Source organism: Orbaceae bacterium lpD01 (genome assembly GCA_036251705.1).
GTDB lineage: Bacteria > Pseudomonadota > Gammaproteobacteria > Enterobacterales > Orbaceae > Utexia > Utexia brackfieldae.
Window position 1 is genome coordinate 1527850 of the sequence record CP133959.1, and the last position, 16407, is coordinate 1544256.

Sequence of the window (16407 nt, forward strand, 5' to 3'; positions counted from 1 at the left end):
CGTACGATGATAAATACTAAGGCGCTTTAAGTCCAAGACTCTCACTCAAAATTTTTAAATAATCATTATCATTGGTCGCAGCAGTCAGCAATGATTGTGTTGGCGCATGAAGCAAACGATTAGTAAGACGATGCGTCAATAACGTAATCACCTGATCAACCTCAGCACCATGCTTAATTGCACTGATCGCTTTAACGACTAAGTCGTTTTTGATCACTTCCGCTTGTTGACGATAAATTTTAATCAGATCAACCGCCAAGCGCGAACGTAACCAATCCATAAATAAAGCGGCTTCAGCCTGAATGATATGCTCAGCCTCATTTGCAGCGATCAAACGCTGCTCTAAATTCGCATTCACAATACCGTGTAAATCGTCAATGGTATAAGTCGATACATTCGCCAAATCAGCTACTTCAGCTTCAACATCACGCGGCACCGCCAGATCAATAAATAACATCGCTTTCTGGTTGCGTGCAGCAAGGCTTCTCTCAACTAACCCTTTACCAATAATGGGTAATGGGCTAGCGGTTGAACTAATAATGATATCAGCTTCTTTTAAACGCTTCGCAATATCAGGTAACGCGATGATCTCTGCGTTGATATTCATGGCTAATTTAAGCGCTTTTTCTCTGGTTCGGTTAGCAACCAATATTTTGCCAAAATGGTGCTGTTTTAAATAGCGAGAAATCAGTTCAATCGTCTCGCCGGCACCCACCAGCAAAACTGTCAAATCTTCAGACTGAGTGAATAACTCTCGCGTCACTAAACAAGCGGCATAAGCCACCGATGCGGTATTTGAACCAATTTGCGTTTCTGTACGGACTCGTTTTGCCACATGAAACACGCGTTGAAAAAGCTTATCTAATGTCGTGTAAATCGTCTGCTGCTGGTATGCCTGATGGTAAGCCTGTTTTACCTGCCCCAAAATTTGCGGTTCGCCAATCACCAGCGAATCAATCCCGCAAGCCACACGCATCAGGTGAACCACCGCTTCATCGTTAGCGTACCAATACAGCGAATGACGAAAGTCATCAAACCGAATATCATGAAAAAGACACAACCATTTTTCAACAGCGGATTTGACATGATGTAAATCAGAGTGTTGTTCCAGACTTAAATAGAGCTCGGTTCGATTACATGTCGACAATATCACACATCCAGTAATTAATGGATGCTGATGTAAACTGTATAAGGCACTTTCCATTTTATCGGGTGGAAAGGCCATTTTTTCACGTAATGCGAGTGGCGCGGTTTTATGATTCACGCCCAAAATAGCTATCGACATAAATTTATTTTACACAGACATTAGATTTTTATTATAAAAGTATCCATTTCAAGACAAACCAATGAAATGAAAGTCACCGCGTGGTATTTTAACCGATGCTCAACTAAAACTCGTTGAGTTCGATAGTTATCTACACATTTTTTTAGTATAGCATATTTTTATATTCACTTATCAATTCTATTGCTTTTCGAGTATAATTACTCAGTAAATAAGTGTTCTTAATATGTGGATGATTATGCAACAGATGAATATAGCGAAGCTAAAATTAAAGTCGATGATATGCGTGGCGATGACCGTGAGTTTGATGGCCTGTACAAGCAAGATACCAGAACCGGTTATTACACCTGTAGTTGAAGAGAAACAACAACCTATTATAACGCCAGAACATTTATGGCAACAGCATCAACGAGCACTCAGTAAAATTGTCAGTTTTAAAGCCAACGGTAGTCTGGCCTATTTTTCGAATAAAACCAAACATTATGCACGCTTCTTCTTCAATCAGATCTCGTCAACGCATTATCAATTAAAATTAACCACACCAGTTGGCGGCACCGTGATGGAACTAATGGTTAAACCCAATTTTGTCGAGTTGACCGATCGCAATGGTGAGAAATATCAAGGTACCGATGTCGAAGACCTACTGCTTGAGTTAACCAACATGAATATTCCACTGAAATCGATCCATAACTGGCTGTTAGGTTTATCGAATAATCCTGTACAAGATAAAATTAATCAAGATGGTTACTTAAAAGAGGCTGAATTTAGTCAAAATAGTGAAATGTGGCAATTAAATATTCAGTCTTATAACACTAAAGAAGCGATTGCGCTGCCAGCTCAGTTACAACTTACCCATAAAGATGATGTGATTAGACTTAGAATCAATAACTGGGTGCTGGAATGATTTGTTGGCCTGCTCCTGCAAAATTAAATTTATTTCTCTACATCACCGGACAAAGACCTGCAGATGGCTACCATAATCTACAAACGCTATTTCAGTTTTTAGATTATGGCGATAGTTTAACTTTTCAGTTACGTCAAGATGATAGGATTAAGCTGGTTAATTCTATCTCTAATGTGCCGGATGAATCGAATTTAATCATGATTGCTGCAAAATTATTACGCACTGTTGCGCTGCAATCAGGCATACCGCGCGATCAGATGTTAGGCGTGGATATTGGTATCGATAAGACATTACCGATGGGCGGCGGCTTAGGTGGTGCCTCTTCAGATGCAGCTACTGTTTTAGTCGCACTAAACCAGCTTTGGCAGCTCAAGTTATCAACCGAACAGTTAATAGAAATTAGCCGTCAGATTGGGGCTGATGTACCGATTTTTATCTACGGCCATAGTGCATTTGCACAAGGTATTGGCGATCAACTTGAGTCGATTGAACTGCCCGAAAATTATTTTTTAGTTGTTCAGCCAGGTATTGAAATTTCTACGGCAAAAATTTTTAATCATCCCGCACTTATACGTGATACACCAGTAAGGGATTTAACCACATTATTAAATTCAGCTTTCAGCAATGATTGTGAACCCCTAGTCAGATATCTTTATCCTGAAGTCGATTCAGTGATTAAAAGGATGTCAGCTTTCGCACCAACAAGATTGACCGGCACTGGTGCCTGTGTTTTTGCTGAATTTCAGGATGAAACTTCTGCTTTAGCGGCCAAAACAGCCTTAAATTTACCCAATGCCTTCGTTGCTAAAGGGATCAATCGCTCACCGGTTTATACTAATCTTATTAGATAAAAAACGTTCACCTTATTGGGTGAACGTTGCCTCAATAATCAAAGTGATTTAATCGATGTTTTTGGTATATAAATACATATTGCTGTTGGTTGGGAAATAGAAAGAACTAATTTCGCGATAAGAGATATTTTTAGTCGCATCAAACGAGCCACTCACTTGATTTTTGACTAAACTACTAAATAGTGTCAGCATCTGGAATTTATCTAATAAATCAGTTTTTAAATTAACATAAGAGGGTTTTTCCAGATAATATCCCTCATTGTACGGTAAGCGAAGATAATCCTCGTCATATTTCACCATGATGTATACCGTGCGACTATTTAAGTCCATCACCACTTTTTTAACCAATAGTTCAGCACCATGTAGAATAGCGACTTTCTGCCCATTATCATCATAAAGATAGAGATAACCAATTGGCGCTTTAGCATAAATATTTTTATCAATATACTGTTCTAAATTAGCCCTGATATTGCTTAATCTCATCTCAGTACTTATAAAATAGACACCCGATTTTTCTATTTGGTCGAGTTGATAAGGTGCATCTCGTTTCACATAGATATAGACGACCTGACAATTGCTTAAAATCGCTTTGCGAAAAGCGGCATTATTATTAAAAATAATATCACTGGTTAAGCGGCCATGACGATTGACATTCGCTTCATAGGAGAGTCTTGGACTATCCAAATTCGCTTCTTCATAAAAGTGGAAATAGCCATATCGACTTTGGTCATATTGGCTTAAAGGACCCAGAACAAATTCACTCCCGGTTAATTTGTCATACTCGCAACGCTCAGTTTCGGGATTAGAGATTAAATTATTAAGATTATGAGAAAGCCGGTTAGGCATGCAGCCAACCAATACAATTGATAACAGAATCAACCATACAACTTTTCTCATACATTCCCCAATAATTGAAAATTCAGTCAATCAATCAACTCATTCTCTCTTTAGAAAAGTTTATCCAGACATTAATTTAAAAATCATTATTACTAGCTTAATGTCTATTTTTATCATGTTTCTATATTATGCCTTTAAATAAATAAGTGTAGTCTATTTAATGGTATTATAACGATAGCTCTAACTAATCAATCTTTATCAAGTTATTTATTTCATGAGATTATAACATCATGAATTCATTATAAATTACCAAAACCCATTTGTTTTTTTGATTTATATTAAAATAATGTTAAGAAATTAAAAATCATGAAACTTAATCGTAAAGATAACATAATTTTAAGGATTCTAAAATAGAAACACCAAAATATCTTGATAATTAATTACTCACAAAGTGGTTAAAAAGTAATAGCGACAATGTAATCAATCACTTAGCGCTCGAGTTAACACCGTAATTCACGGATATTGGTGCAATAAACTGGCAGTAGTCTGGCTAATAACAAGCTGCTATACTGACATTTATTGAATTTTGAGCTTATTTAGATTAACGATATGGCGACGAAACCTTCTTCTATGTTTACTTTTTACTTTCATGACTATGAAACCTTTGGCATCAGTCCTGCTTATGACAGACCATCGCAGTTCGCCGGCATCAGAACAGATAAAGATCTGAATATTATCGAAGATCCTCTGGTTATTTATTGTAAACCTGCCAATGATTATCTTCCCGATCCACAAGCCGTGTTAATTACCGGTATTACCCCACAGATTGCTTTACAAAAAGGCGTTAATGAGGCTCGATTTATCCAGTCAATTCATGAAGCGTTCAGTCAAGCCAATACCTGTATTTTAGGTTATAACAATATTCGTTTTGATGATGAAGTTACCCGCCACACCTTATATCGTAACTTTTATGATCCTTATGCTTATAGCTGGCAAAATGGTAACTCGCGTTGGGATCTTCTGGATGTGGTCAGAGCCTGTTATGCGCTCAGACCAGAAGGGATTCAATGGCCAACGAACGAAGATGGCTTACCGAGTTTTCGTTTAGAACATTTAACCAAAGCTAATCATATTGAACATACCCATGCCCATGATGCAATGTCTGATGTTTATGCGACGATCGCGATAGCCAAATTAGTTAAAACACATCAACCTAAATTATTTGAGTATCTCTTTTCATTACGTAATAAAAAGCAAGTCATTGATTTAATCGATGTGATGGAGATGGCGCCACTGGTACATGTCTCTGGTATGTTGGGTGCCTACCGCGGTAATACCACCTGGATTGCCCCCATTATCTGGCATCCCCTGCAACCCAACGCGGTGATTGTCTGTGATTTAATGGGAGATATTGACAGCCTAATTGAATGTAGTGCGGAAGCGTTAAAAGAGCGGTTATATACCAAAAAGGAAGATCTTTCCGAGGGACAAAACCGTATCCCGCTCAAACTTATGCATGTGAATAAGTGTCCAGTTATCGCGCCGGCTAAAACTTTACTGCCCGAAAATGCTCAGCGCTTAAATATAGATCGTAAACATTGTCTGGATAATTTGCAGCGTTTAAAGCAGCATCAGGCGCATATTCAAGAAAAACTGATGGCCCTTTATTCGTTATCTGATCATTATGTACCAGTAAACGATGTCGATGGTCAGCTCTATCAAGGTTTCTTAAACTCGCATGATAAAACCATTTGTGATGCCATCAGGAGCTCAGTCCCCGCATTACTCTCCACACTCACGCCGACCTTTGAAGATAGCCGTTTAAAAACACTCTATTTTCGTTATAAGGCCCGCAACTATCCCGATATATTGACGGAAAAAGAATCCCGCCAATGGTTAGACTACCGCCGTGACAAATTAACCGATAAAATCATACAAGATTATCTGATCAATCTGGAGCTACTGGCTCAACAGCATCAACAGTCACCAGACAAATTGGCACTGTTAAAATCACTTTATGATTATTGCTACTATTTAACTACCGTTTAAATGGTTACACATCATCGATAAAACGGGTGATATTGATATCGGTTTGTCAGGCGACAGATCATTTCGTTTATCAGCGTGACATTGTCACGTAACATTAATCGCCATTGTCTATATCTATCAATTAAAAAATATTCATGCGAGGATTAGCAGATCTAAAATAATTGGCGTATGATAATATCTTATTGTTAGATTGATCTGTTGTTAATCATGAAGCCTTTTTTATCTCAGCCAATACCTTGGGCAACCTATTGTCGTGCGCTATTTTGTTATGCCCGCGCGTTACTAATTATTATTCTGTGCTTGTGGGCCGGTAGCTTTGTCTCCACCCTGCTACCGATTATGATACCCGGTAGTATATTAGGACTATTGATACTATTTTTTCTGTTGAGTTTTCAACTCATTCCCTCACACTGGATAAAAGAGGGTTGTAACTTATTTATGCGTTATATGACGGTTCTGTTTATTCCTGCCGGTATGGGCATCATGGATACCTACACCTTACTCTTTGATAACTTTTTACCGATTGTGATCGGATGTCTGGCAAGTACCATTATTGTACTATTACTAATAGGTTATCTTACCCAGTATTTGCATCGGCGTAACAGTAATAAGGTGATCAAATAATGTGGTGGATGTTACCCGTAACCCTGTTAATCTTTTTTGCGGTCAGACGAATAGCGTTAAAAATTCAGTCACCTTTATGTAATCCACTGCTGATTTCAGTGTTAGTCTTAATTCCAATTATGCTATTGACCAAAACAAGTTATACTGAATATGTTGCCAATGTGAATATTCTTAATCATCTACTCGCCTGTTCAGTGGTTGCCCTGGCCTATCCTTTATATGAGTTATTGCCACAAATTAAAGAGCGCTGGCGTTCAATTATTTTTATTACTTTTATCGGTTCAGTGTTTGCGATGTTAACGGGTGTCTTTATCGCCTTTTGGTTAGGGGCGACGCCTGAACTGGCCGCCACGATTTTACCCAAATCAGTGACAACACCGATTGCCGTGACTATCGCCAAAGATCAGCATGGAATTCCCTCTATTTCGGCATTTTGTGTGTTGTTAGTTGGGCTTTCGGGTGCGCTATTTGGCCATAAACTGCTTGACCTGTTTAAAATCAAAATGCCAGCCGCACGTGGACTGGCGATAGGCACTATTTCACACGCCGTCGGCACAGCTCGCTGCATTGAAGTCGATTATCAGGAAGGCGCTTATAGTTCGTTAGCTTTAGTACTTTGTGGTATTATTACTTCACTGATGGCACCGCTGCTCTTTCCAATCATCTTGATGATTCATGGCTGGTTTTAAATAAATAATGAGATTAAAAGCGATATTGAGAAAAGTTTTTTATTTACTGATCATGCTGATTTGCCTGATGCTGGGCATTGATAGCTGGATCAGCTATAAAACCTCGCCTTATATCTACACCAATATTGCAGCGCTACCCACCAGACCTATCGGTGTCGTACTCGGCACCTCTAAATATATTCGTGGCGGCGGCTATAATGAATTTTATAAGCAGCGCATCTTAGGCGCGATTGAGCTCTATCGTCAAGATAAGATTCGCTATTTGCTGGTGAGTGGTGATAATGCCTTGCTCAGTTACAATGAGCCGATAACGATGCGTAAGGATCTGCTCAAAGCCGGTATTCCCAGTTCAGCTATCGTACTTGACTACGCCGGATTTCGTACCCTAGATTCAGTGGTTCGGGCTAATCGGGTTTTTGATGCGCAAGAGTTTACCATTATAACCCAACAATTTCACTGCGAACGCGCCCTCTTTATTGCTCAATACCAAGGTATTTCTGCACAGTGCTTTGCCGTGCCCTCGCCTGAAAATATGACGATGGTCAGGGTACGAGAGCTATTTGCCCGTATTAATACCTTTTTAGATCTTTATCTGTTACACAAAGAACCTAAATTTCTCGGCCCGGTTATTCCCATTATTCAGCTCCCCAAAGAAAATGAAAACAACGTGTTATCACCATAAATAATAGCAACGATAGAGAATAGCACTAAAAGTCTTATTGCATTACTATGCAATAAAATATAATATTTAATCAAATATTTTTTGGTAATTAAAGATACATGAATATAGCGTTAAACCAGATTAACTGTTTTTATGGTCAACATCAGGCACTGTTTGATATTAATGTCAGTTATGATACCAGTGAAACGATTGTTTTGCTTGGCCCTAGTGGTGCAGGAAAAAGTTCACTCTTAAAAGTGTTTAACCTGCTTGAAAAACCCACTTCAGGCAAGATGACTATCGCGAATACGACGTATGATTTTACTCAACCAATTGCTGATGACAAAATCAGTCGTTTAAGAAAAAATGTCGGTATGGTATTTCAGAACTATAATTTATGGCCGCATCTGACTGTGATGGAAAACTTAATTGAAGCACCTTGTCAGGTGCTGGGCATGCAAAAAACCATTGCCAAACAAAAGGCAGCGGGTTTGCTGGCACGACTTCATTTAAGTGGTTTCGATGATCGTTTTCCATTACATCTATCTGGCGGACAACAGCAACGTGTCGCAATTGCCAGAGCACTGATGATGGAACCGCAAATACTGTTATTTGATGAGCCAACAGCGGCTTTAGATCCAGAGATCACCTCGCAAGTTGCGGATATCATTAACGAGCTTTCGGTTAGCGGTATAACACAGATTATTGTCACCCATGAGGTCGACTTTGCTAAAAAAGTCGCCTCAAAAGTGATTTATATGGAAAATGGTCATATTATTGAACAAGGCGATGCGAGTTGTTTATCATCACCGAAAACAGCGCAACTTAAAGCCTATTTATCTCATTAAAGGAGAACAAGATGAAAAAAGTTCTATTAACGCTTACGCTCAGTAGTCTCTGTTTTTCTGTATGGGCAAAAAACATCACTTTTGGTACTGAAGCCACTTATGCGCCATTTGAATATTATAATGAAGCTAATCAGATGATTGGTTTTGATATCGATATTGCCCATAAAATTTGTGAAATTAAACAGCTGACCTGTGAATTTACCAACCAAGCGTATGATAGTCTTATTCCAAGTTTAAGAACGCGTCGAATTGATGCGGCAATTGCCGGGATTGATATTACCCCTGACCGAGCGAAGCAAGTTGATTTTACCCAGCCTTATTATGATAATGCCGCCGAATTTTTCGCGCTAAAAGATAAATTCAGTAGCATAAATCAATTAAGTGGTAAAACGGTTGGCGTACAAAACGGCACCACTCATCAAAAGTTTTTGATGGAAAAATTTCCACAAATTAAACTGGTTAATTATGATAGCTATCAAAATGCTGTACTTGATCTTAAAAGTGGTCGAATTGCGGCAATCTTTAGTGACTCGGCCGTCGGCGACGAATGGTTAGCGAAAGAGGATAACCTAGCTATCGTGGGTGATAAAGTGGTTGACCCGGATTACTTTGGCTCAGGTTTTGGTATTGCGGTACGTAAAGGTAATACTGAACTATTAACCCAATTTAACGAAGCCTTAGCGGCAATGAAAAAAGACGGTAGTTATCAACAAATTCACAATAAGTGGTTTGCGCAGTAACCCTCCTTCAGCTATTTCAAGCATCTCAATATAAACGCACAGTAAAAAGTGCGTTTATCTGTTTTTAGAGAATCATTAAAAGAGAATACGAAGTCTATGATAGATTGGTTTTTCGATAGTAATCTATTTTTATTACTCAAAGCCGCTGGCGTCACATTATATTTAGCCTTGGTTTCATTACTATTTGGCTTATTGCTATCTTTTGTTTTTGCCGCTTTAGAGTCAGTAAAAATCAAGTGGCTAAGCCGCACCTTTACTGGCGTGATTATGTTGTTAAGAGGATTGCCAGAGATTCTAGTTGTGATCGCCATCTATAATGGTATTCCGATGATTCTCAGCGCCATTGATGATGGTTTTACTCTCAATTTATATTTCATGCAGTTTAGAATTCAGCATGATATCGAGAACTTTGATATCAGTCCGATTTTATGTGGTATTGTTGCACTGTCACTTTTATATGGCGCCTATGCTTCGCAAACTTTACGTGGCGCTTTTAAAGCCGTCTCTATTGGCCAGCGTCAAGCGGCACAAGTGTTAGGATTAAGTCGTTTTCGGACACTCACCCGCATTGTCATCCCGCAAATGTGGCGACATGCTCTGCCGGGACTGGGTAATCAATGGCTGGTTCTCTTGAAAGATACCGCTCTGGTTTCCTTAATCACAGTCAATGATGTGATGATGCAAACACGCAGTATTATCTCTTATACCCGAGAGCCTTTTACCTGGTATCTGATTGCCGCCGGTATCTATTTAATTATTTCGGTCATCAGCCAACAGATCCTGAAGAAATTAGAACAGAAATCGCTTTATTTTGAACAAGGAGCACATCATGGCTGATCAATTATGGTTTTATTTTAAAACCTTATGCCAGGGTTTACCGGTGACCTTATCCTTAAGTTTCTCAGCGATTATTTGTGCTTGCTTAATCTCCATTGGCTTTACGGTATTACTCACCTTTAAAAATAGACTACTTAACAGTGTGATTAAAGGTTATATCCTGCTATTTACCGGTACGCCTTTATTAGTACAAATATTTTTAATCTACTATGGCCCAGTTCAATTTAGTCATCTGCAAGATCAGTTACCGCTATTATGGTCACTCCTATCACATCCTTGGTTTTGCGCATTTTTAGCACTCACGTTAAACAGTGCCGCGTATACCACACAAATCTTTTATGGCGCCTTAAAAGCCATTCCACAGGGACAGTGGCAAGCTTGTGCCGTATTGGGTATGAATAAAAGACAAACCCTTAAAGTCATTTTACCTTATGCATTAAAGCGCGCTTTGTCGACTTATTCTAATGAAGTGATTTTTGTGGTAAAAGGGACCGCGCTCGCCTCAACCATTACCTTATTAGATGTGATGGGATATAATCAGTATCTGATGGGCAACTACTATGAATTTTCAATATTTATCCTAACTGGGGCTATCTACCTCTTGATAAATGGCTTATTAAGTCTCATGATGAGAATGATTGAGAAAAAAGCCTTAACTTTCGAAGAGTAATCAACAAGGAGTCGATGTAGTCATCTAATATGCAAGCTACCTCTTTTGACGCTAAAGCGTTTTTAGCCAAAGTTCCACATAAACCGGGCGTTTATCAGATGTTCAATGCTGAGAAAACGATTATTTATGTGGGTAAAGCGAAAGATCTCAATAAGCGCTTAAAAAGTTATTTTAATGCGACCAAAAAAACGCTGAAAACCGATACGCTGGTGAGCCATATTGAGCACGTCGAATACACGATCACCAATACGGAAATAGAGGCGCTGCTGTTAGAACAGACTTATATCAAAAAACATCAGCCACGCTATAATGTTTTACTCAAAGATGATAAAAGCTACCCTTTCATCAAATTAAGCAAAGAAGTCCATCCACGGGTGTCGATTTTTCGCGGTACCATTAATAAAAAAAACGATGAGTTCTTTGGTCCCTATCCCAGCTCGATTTCAGTTAAACATATCTTAGCGTTATTACAAAAGACCTTTCCGATTCGCCAGTGTGAAGATTCCGTCTATCGAAACCGCACCCGCCCTTGTCTTCAGTATCAAATTAAACGCTGCCTTGGTCCTTGTGTAAAAGGTTTAGTCAGTGATGAAGACTATCATGAACAAGTCAATTATGTCCGTCTATTCTTACAAGGTCATGGCGAGAAAGTGATTGCGCAGCTGACCATGGATATGCAGCAAGCCAGTGATGATTTAAATTTCGAAAAAGCCGCCCAGCTACGCGATCAATTGCAAGCGATTAAACAGATATCTGAAAAACAGGTGATCTTCAACAGTAATAATGACAATCTGGATGTGGTTGGTTTTCATTTTGAAGCGGGTATTGCCTGTATTTATGTCTTCTTTATTCGTAATGGTGCCACATTTGGTCATCGGGCCTATTTTCCTAAAATTCCGCCCGATACCGAGCTCGATGAGGTGATTGAAACCTTCTTAGGCCAGTTTTATCTGCAAGGTAATGCGCACCGTCATATGCCGAAAAAGATTTTTCTCGATTACAATTTACAAGATAAAGCGGCACTGGAACAGTCACTGGGTCTGATTGCCAAACGACAGGTTAAAATTGTTACCGATCCTAAGGGCGATAACGCTAAACTACTCAATTTAGCCACCGTCAATGCGCAAAAAGAGGTCAGCGATAAATTATTACAGAAATCGACCTTAAAGCAGCGTTATGATGCCTTAGCGGAGTTTTTAAAACTCGCCAAAATAACCCGCATGGAGTGTTTTGATATCAGCCATTTTACCGGTAAAAGCACAGTCGCTTCCTGTGTGGTATTTGATGAAAAAGGCCCACTCAAATCGGAATATCGTCGTTACAATATTAGCGGCATCACGCCGGGTGATGATTATGCGGCGATGGGGCAAGTGTTACGCCGTCGCTATGACAAGAAAACACTGCCAGAAGATAAAATACCCGATGTCATCTTTATTGATGGCGGTAAAGGACAACTCGATCGTGCCTTAACGGTGTTTGCCGAACTGCAAGTTGATTGGGATAAGCACAAACCCATACTCATTGGCGTCGCCAAAGGTTCTGAGCGTAAAGAAGGCTTAGAGACACTATTTTTCCAATCTCATGGTCAAGGAGTCTATCTTGATGCGCAGTCCCCTGCACTGTTACTGGTTCAGCAGATCCGTAATGCTTCGCACGATCATGCTATCACTGGACAGCGCAAAAAACAGTTAAAAATGGTTCAGGACAGCTCGCTCGAACTCATCGAGGGCGTCGGAGCCAAAAGACGTCAGGCACTGTTGAAACACTTTGGTGGTTTACAAGGCCTAAAAAATGCCAGCGTTGAACAGATAGCCAAAGTACCGGGTATCTCAAAAACCTTAGCAGATAAAATCTATACCAGCCTACAATACTGATTTTAAGCACAACTATGCATTGAAAAAAGGCTATTTTTCAGGCAACATACATAAAATAGATCTGACTCAACCATTAAAAAACAACTTTTTTACTTTTTATTTCATTTTAACCAGATAGAGCTAATGCCATGAGACTAAATGTACCTATCATTCTGACCCTTTTTCGGGTTGTTCTAATTCCCTTTTTTATTTTGGCATTCTATCTTCCTACTCGCCATGCCCCATTTATAACTGCCCTGATATTTCTGATTGCAGCCGTAACCGATTGGTTTGATGGTTATCTGGCCAGACGTTTAAAACAGACCACGCGCTTTGGCGCATTTTTGGATCCGGTGGCCGATAAGTTGATGGTGGCCATTGCGCTGGTGCTGATTACAGAACATTATCATGCCTGGTGGATCTCAATTCCGGCCATTATTATGATTTCACGTGAAATATTAATTTCCGCGTTAAGAGAGTGGATGGCCGAGATTGGAAAACGTAAAAGTGTTGCGGTGTCGATTATCGGTAAAATTAAAACGGTGGCACAAATGACCGCATTAACCTGGTTATTATGGCGACCAAATGATTTTATTTTTGGTGCAGGTATCATTGCTTTATACATTGCTTCAGCGCTTACTTTATGGTCAATGTGCCAATATTTATGGGCTTCACACCCAGATTTGCTCAACGATGAAGCAGAATGATTCAAAATTAAGCAGTCAAATCAATTAATTTAAAATGGGGGTTGATTCCAAAAGAAAGATAAGTATAATGCACATCATCGAAACGACGATGAGAAAACGGAACGAATTCTCAATCATTGTGAAGAGCCCGGGTGGTGAAATCGGTAGACACAAGGGATTTAAAATCCCTCGACCTTTGGGTCGTGCGAGTTCAAGTCTCGCCCCGGGCACCAATAATTATCTTATCTCTATGCGGGAATAGCTCAGTTGGTAGAGCGCAACCTTGCCAAGGTTGAGGTCGCGAGTTCGAACCTCGTTTCCCGCTCCATTTTTACTATAAAATTTATATATTCAATAAGTTAGGTAATGAGTTTGAGTCTAGAAAGGTCACTCAGCATTTTACTTTATTCTTACTTAACATTTTGTTTTAATTGATTATATTTACCTTTCTTCTTTACTTTTTCTGTTACAGCCTAGTCTATTTAGTACATCGATTGTTTTGATTTTTCTCGAATTTCCTAAATTTTCATTACCACTATTAGTAATAGGAAGTGGAAAAAATATCTAGAGGTAATTTTAGAATTTTTGATAGGGTTACTAGAGGTGATTGCAGATGGGGATACTAAAAACAGTATTCGACTGTAATAGGTAAAGACAAAAATGGATACTATCAAATTCAAACTCATGTTAAAAGTTAATTTGATAGTATAGAACACTATAACCAAAGCATATCTAAAATTTACAATTAAAAAATGCTATTTAAATTAATTAGACAAACCTTTTTCTTTCAACCATCCGTCCAAATGCTCTGCTACCTCGGCACTGTTTAAATCTTGCATCATAAAGTGAGTATTTCCCTTAATACCAACATCAGGCAGGTGAACTACTTGCACATCACCACCATGTTTGTTGACAACTTCCGCCCACTTTTTGGCTAGCAATAGGCGAATACGCCATTGGTCTTCACCTTGAATTTTAGAGGGTTCCTCAGCAATATTGTCACCAAAATAGATAATAATCGGCATTTTAGTCAGTTTATCAAAATCGGCTTTTTTCACACTATCGGCAGTGATATTACCATAAGCACTTTCAACAATTGGAGGGACTTCACCTTCAAGAAAAGGGAAGTTACCCGGTTCAATAGCAACAATGCCTTTCACTTTTTCTGGCACTTTTATCCCTGTCAACCAACCAGGGCTTCCACCTTGAGAATGTGTAACCAATACGCCATTACCAATTCGATCAAACAGCGCTTTTAGGCTGTTGGAGATAACACTGGCATCAAATGGGCCGGTATTGGGTGTCATTTGACGGAAAAACTGGTCTAAACTCGCGGCATCCTGAGGAAAGGCAACACCTTTGAAAAAATGTGGATATTCCCCCATACGGAATTGTGCAAACCAAAATTGATCATCAGGTATCGCAGGGATTGAACCGTCAACCGTTGAACGACCAGACCAACCACGACGAGGTTGATCAACTAAATAGATAGCATAATTTTTACGCAAAAAGAGGGTATTCCAACCTTCACGTCCATCTGGCGTTGTCTGCCAAGTTCTCATCGACTGTCCTGCACCATGTAAAAAAACTAAAGGTAATGACTTAACATTACTTGGTATTTGATAGGAAACAGTTGCATGATCACCGTGTAAAGTTTGTCCACCATTGGTTATATTGACTTTATACACATCCATAAATTCATTGCTGGTTTTAGTTTGCGTCATTTCAGGACGTGAATTGTATTTGCCTTCACTGGTTTTCACTATGCCGCCGATTGCAAAGCTGCCTTGTTGCTCAATTATTAACGGATTTTGAGGTGCGGCGTGAGCTGTAGAAACAGCTAAACTCAGCACGGTAAATATTGCGAGCTTTTTCATAGATTATCCTTAGTTATAATATCATTAACGATATTAATATAACGGTTCAAAAATGTTTCATCATAAAAGTTACGCATTTCAGGTTTATATCTGTTCTTTTACTGCACAGAAATTAAACTTCTAATTTTCGACCTGTCAACCATTTCACCATTTCTGGATCGCGATGACTAAAAAATTGGCTAGTCGCCGTATCTAATGTTTCGATCTGCTTCATGTCAGATTGAGAAAGTTCGAAGTCAAAAATAGCTTGATTTTCAACCATTCGCGCCTTATTAACTGACTTAGCCAGACTTGCAACGCCACGTTGTGCCAACCAACGCAATATTACTTGTCCTACGGACTTACCATATTGAGCGCCAATTTGACTTAAAATAGGATGTGTAAATAGTCCATTTTTGCCTTCTGCAAAAGGTGCCCATGCTTGCGGTATAATATGCTCTTTTCGCACGTAAGGCACAGCATCAAGCTGTTGTTGAAAAGGGTTAACTTCGATTTGATTAACCGCTGGTGGAATCTGATTAAATGCCATTAAATCCGCCAAACGATCCGGCTGAAAATTGCTGACGCCAATCGATCGAATTTTACCAGCTAAGTGTAACTCCTGCATTGCTCGCCACGCGCCGTGAATGTCACCATAAGGCTGATGGATTAAATAGAGATCAACATAATCCAATTGTAAACGATTTAATGAACGTTCAAATTGCGCTTTTGCACCTTCATAGTTAGTATCTTGTAGCCATAATTTCGTGGTGATGAATAATTCTCGACGATCAACACCGTGTGTTTGAATGGCGTTACCTACTTGGGTTTCATTTTGGTAACTCGCTGCGGTATCAATCAAACGATACCCTGAATCTATTGCGTCATGGACCGCTTTTTCGCACTCTGTTGAATCTGTCATTTGAAAAACGCCAAAGCCTAAAATAGGCATTTCAACACCGTTATTTAATATTATTATTTTATTCATGATTAACTTCCTCTTATTGATTAGATGCAGCT

Annotated in this window: 16 protein-coding genes and 2 tRNA genes; 14 read left to right on the forward strand and 4 right to left on the reverse strand. The window is 39.2% G+C overall.

The genetic code is table 11. The features are described 5' to 3' along the window. Nucleotides 1–16: 16 nt before the first annotated feature. Nucleotides 17–1285 (reverse strand): glutamyl-tRNA reductase, encoded by a 1269-nt coding sequence (gene hemA / locus RHO15_06870; GenBank protein ID WVD63201.1) that lies wholly within the window; start codon nt 1283–1285, stop codon nt 17–19. A 235-nt stretch (nt 1286–1520) separates the two neighbouring features. On the opposite strand from hemA, the gene lolB reads away from it, so the two are divergent. Both lolB and ispE read left to right on the forward strand, forming a co-directional pair. Continuing rightward, nucleotides 1521–2186 (forward strand): lipoprotein insertase outer membrane protein LolB, encoded by a 666-nt coding sequence (gene lolB, locus RHO15_06875; protein WVD63202.1) that lies wholly within the window; start codon nt 1521–1523, stop codon nt 2184–2186. Next, the gene (gene ispE, locus RHO15_06880) at nt 2183–3037 is read left to right on the forward strand and encodes a 4-(cytidine 5'-diphospho)-2-C-methyl-D-erythritol kinase (GenBank protein WVD63203.1); all 855 of its coding nucleotides are present in this window, start codon (nt 2183–2185) and stop codon (nt 3035–3037) included. Before lolB ends, ispE begins: the two co-directional genes overlap by 4 nt. A gap of 48 nt (nt 3038–3085) precedes the next feature. Here ispE and RHO15_06885 read toward each other — a convergent pair whose 3' ends face one another. Then, nucleotides 3086–3934 carry a hypothetical protein gene (locus RHO15_06885; protein WVD63204.1) on the reverse strand — a complete coding sequence of 283 codons (849 nt, stop codon included), beginning with the start codon at nt 3932–3934 and terminating at the stop codon, nt 3086–3088. 549 nt (nt 3935–4483) lie between these two features. Here RHO15_06885 and sbcB point away from each other — a divergent pair. The 12 genes from sbcB (at nt 4484) to RHO15_06945 (ending at nt 13859) form a co-directional block, all read left to right on the forward strand. Continuing rightward, nucleotides 4484–5923, forward strand: a complete 1440-nt coding sequence (gene sbcB, locus RHO15_06890; GenBank protein WVD63205.1) for an exodeoxyribonuclease I — start codon at nt 4484–4486, stop codon at nt 5921–5923. Between the two features lie 207 nt (nt 5924–6130). Further along, nucleotides 6131–6547: a CidA/LrgA family protein gene (locus RHO15_06895; GenBank protein WVD63206.1), complete on the forward strand. Its 417-nt coding sequence runs from the start codon at nt 6131–6133 to the stop codon at nt 6545–6547. Next, nucleotides 6547–7236 (forward strand): CidB/LrgB family autolysis modulator, encoded by a 690-nt coding sequence (locus RHO15_06900; protein ID WVD63207.1) that lies wholly within the window; start codon nt 6547–6549, stop codon nt 7234–7236. The genes RHO15_06895 and RHO15_06900 overlap by 1 nt, the downstream gene beginning before the upstream one ends. 25 nt (nt 7237–7261) lie before the next feature. Continuing rightward, nucleotides 7262–7918: an ElyC/SanA/YdcF family protein gene (locus RHO15_06905; GenBank protein ID WVD63208.1), complete on the forward strand. Its 657-nt coding sequence runs from the start codon at nt 7262–7264 to the stop codon at nt 7916–7918. Between the two features lie 98 nt (nt 7919–8016). Beyond that, complete coding sequence (gene artP / locus RHO15_06910; GenBank protein ID WVD63209.1) at nt 8017–8745, forward strand: arginine ABC transporter ATP-binding protein ArtP; 729 nt, start codon at nt 8017–8019, stop codon at nt 8743–8745. Nucleotides 8746–8756: 11 nt separating this feature from the next. Then, nucleotides 8757–9485, forward strand: coding sequence for a lysine/arginine/ornithine ABC transporter substrate-binding protein (locus tag RHO15_06915; GenBank protein WVD63210.1), 729 nt, complete (start codon nt 8757–8759; stop codon nt 9483–9485). Nucleotides 9486–9581: 96 nt separating this feature from the next. Next, nucleotides 9582–10322 (forward strand): arginine ABC transporter permease ArtQ, encoded by a 741-nt coding sequence (gene artQ / locus RHO15_06920; protein ID WVD63211.1) that lies wholly within the window; start codon nt 9582–9584, stop codon nt 10320–10322. Continuing rightward, nucleotides 10315–10992 (forward strand): arginine ABC transporter permease ArtM, encoded by a 678-nt coding sequence (gene artM, locus RHO15_06925; GenBank protein WVD63212.1) that lies wholly within the window; start codon nt 10315–10317, stop codon nt 10990–10992. Before artQ ends, artM begins: the two co-directional genes overlap by 8 nt. Nucleotides 10993–11021: 29 nt before the next feature. Further along, on the forward strand, nt 11022–12866 hold the full coding sequence (gene uvrC, locus RHO15_06930) for an excinuclease ABC subunit UvrC (GenBank protein WVD63213.1): 1845 nt from the start codon (nt 11022–11024) through the stop codon (nt 12864–12866). 128 nt (nt 12867–12994) lie between these two features. Continuing rightward, on the forward strand, nt 12995–13552 hold the full coding sequence (gene pgsA, locus RHO15_06935) for a CDP-diacylglycerol--glycerol-3-phosphate 3-phosphatidyltransferase (GenBank protein WVD63214.1): 558 nt from the start codon (nt 12995–12997) through the stop codon (nt 13550–13552). A 125-nt stretch (nt 13553–13677) separates the two neighbouring features. Continuing rightward, nucleotides 13678–13764 (forward strand) — tRNA-Leu (locus tag RHO15_06940). A 19-nt stretch (nt 13765–13783) separates the two neighbouring features. Beyond that, nucleotides 13784–13859, forward strand: a tRNA-Gly gene (locus RHO15_06945). Nucleotides 13860–14295: 436 nt separating this feature from the next. On the opposite strand, the gene RHO15_06950 is transcribed toward RHO15_06945, so the two are convergent. Continuing rightward, nucleotides 14296–15408, reverse strand: a complete 1113-nt coding sequence (locus tag RHO15_06950) for an alpha/beta fold hydrolase (protein WVD63215.1) — start codon at nt 15406–15408, stop codon at nt 14296–14298. Between the two features lie 112 nt (nt 15409–15520). Further along, nucleotides 15521–16375 carry an aldo/keto reductase gene (locus tag RHO15_06955; GenBank protein WVD63216.1) on the reverse strand — a complete coding sequence of 285 codons (855 nt, stop codon included), beginning with the start codon at nt 16373–16375 and terminating at the stop codon, nt 15521–15523. Between the last annotated feature and the right edge of the window lie 32 nt (nt 16376–16407).

Bases quoted from the DNA above. Each gene is read 5' to 3' on its own strand.
- hemA (WVD63201.1), bottom strand. From the start codon at position 1,285: ATGTCGATAGCTATTTTGGGCGTGAATCATAAAACCGCGCCACTCGCA.
- lolB (WVD63202.1), top strand. From the start codon at position 1,521: ATGCAACAGATGAATATAGCGAAGCTAAAATTAAAGTCGATGATATGC.
- ispE (WVD63203.1), top strand. From the start codon at position 2,183: ATGATTTGTTGGCCTGCTCCTGCAAAATTAAATTTATTTCTCTACATC.
- RHO15_06885 (WVD63204.1), bottom strand. From the start codon at position 3,934: ATGAGAAAAGTTGTATGGTTGATTCTGTTATCAATTGTATTGGTTGGC.
- sbcB (WVD63205.1), top strand. From the start codon at position 4,484: ATGGCGACGAAACCTTCTTCTATGTTTACTTTTTACTTTCATGACTAT.
- RHO15_06895 (WVD63206.1), top strand. From the start codon at position 6,131: ATGAAGCCTTTTTTATCTCAGCCAATACCTTGGGCAACCTATTGTCGT.
- RHO15_06900 (WVD63207.1), top strand. From the start codon at position 6,547: ATGTGGTGGATGTTACCCGTAACCCTGTTAATCTTTTTTGCGGTCAGA.
- artP (WVD63209.1), top strand. From the start codon at position 8,017: ATGAATATAGCGTTAAACCAGATTAACTGTTTTTATGGTCAACATCAG.
- RHO15_06915 (WVD63210.1), top strand. From the start codon at position 8,757: ATGAAAAAAGTTCTATTAACGCTTACGCTCAGTAGTCTCTGTTTTTCT.
- artQ (WVD63211.1), top strand. From the start codon at position 9,582: ATGATAGATTGGTTTTTCGATAGTAATCTATTTTTATTACTCAAAGCC.
- artM (WVD63212.1), top strand. From the start codon at position 10,315: ATGGCTGATCAATTATGGTTTTATTTTAAAACCTTATGCCAGGGTTTA.
- uvrC (WVD63213.1), top strand. From the start codon at position 11,022: ATGCAAGCTACCTCTTTTGACGCTAAAGCGTTTTTAGCCAAAGTTCCA.
- pgsA (WVD63214.1), top strand. From the start codon at position 12,995: ATGAGACTAAATGTACCTATCATTCTGACCCTTTTTCGGGTTGTTCTA.
- RHO15_06950 (WVD63215.1), bottom strand. From the start codon at position 15,408: ATGAAAAAGCTCGCAATATTTACCGTGCTGAGTTTAGCTGTTTCTACA.
- RHO15_06955 (WVD63216.1), bottom strand. From the start codon at position 16,375: ATGAATAAAATAATAATATTAAATAACGGTGTTGAAATGCCTATTTTA.